Source organism: Mesorhizobium sp. M4A.F.Ca.ET.022.05.2.1 (genome assembly GCF_003998845.1).
In the GTDB taxonomy this organism is placed as follows: domain Bacteria; phylum Pseudomonadota; class Alphaproteobacteria; order Rhizobiales; family Rhizobiaceae; genus Mesorhizobium.
The window spans coordinates 1-550 of sequence record NZ_RZOJ01000820.1; the positions used below are offsets into that span (position 1 = coordinate 1).

The following is a 550-nucleotide window of genomic DNA, read 5'->3' on the forward strand; positions in this document are numbered from 1 at the left end:
ACCGTGCCGCGCTCGGATAGCGCGTATGCCGCCTGATCCAAGCCGCCAGGCTGGAATTCCAGCGCGCCGGGCTGGCGCTGGAACGCGATGCTCCCTCGGCGGATTTTGGCGCCGCCGCGCGCGCGGCCGGCCTGGCGTCGGCGCTGGCCGCCATGGCGGTCTTGGCCGGCGCCGGCTTTTCCTTCTTCGGCCGTGGCTTCGGCTTGTCGACAGGCTTCTTCGCCTTGGCCTCGACCGGTTTCTTGACCTTGGATTCCGCCGGCGCATCGACCGGTTTCGGCTGCGGCAAGGGAATGACGACGTCCGGTGCCACCGTCTCGACGACGTCCGGAACCACTTCGTCGAGCGGCTGTTGAGCGCTCAGCGCGGCGACCGTCGGCGCCGCCGGTTCGGCCGCGTCGGCCTCTGCCGGCTGTTCGACGCTCGGTTCCGCTACTTCGGTGACCGGCTCAGGCGCCGGCTCGGTTGCCGGCTTCACTGGCGCCGCCCTCTCCGTCTCCTCGACCGGCTCGGCTTGATCGGGCGTCACTGTGTCCGGCACCAGCGCCTC

1 pseudogene is annotated in these 550 nt (G+C 70.9%); it reads right to left on the bottom strand.

From position 1 onward, the window contains the following. Positions 1-529, bottom strand: a pseudogene (locus EN745_RS35615) (energy transducer TonB); the annotation flags it as partial. Positions 530-550 lie beyond the last annotated feature (21 nt).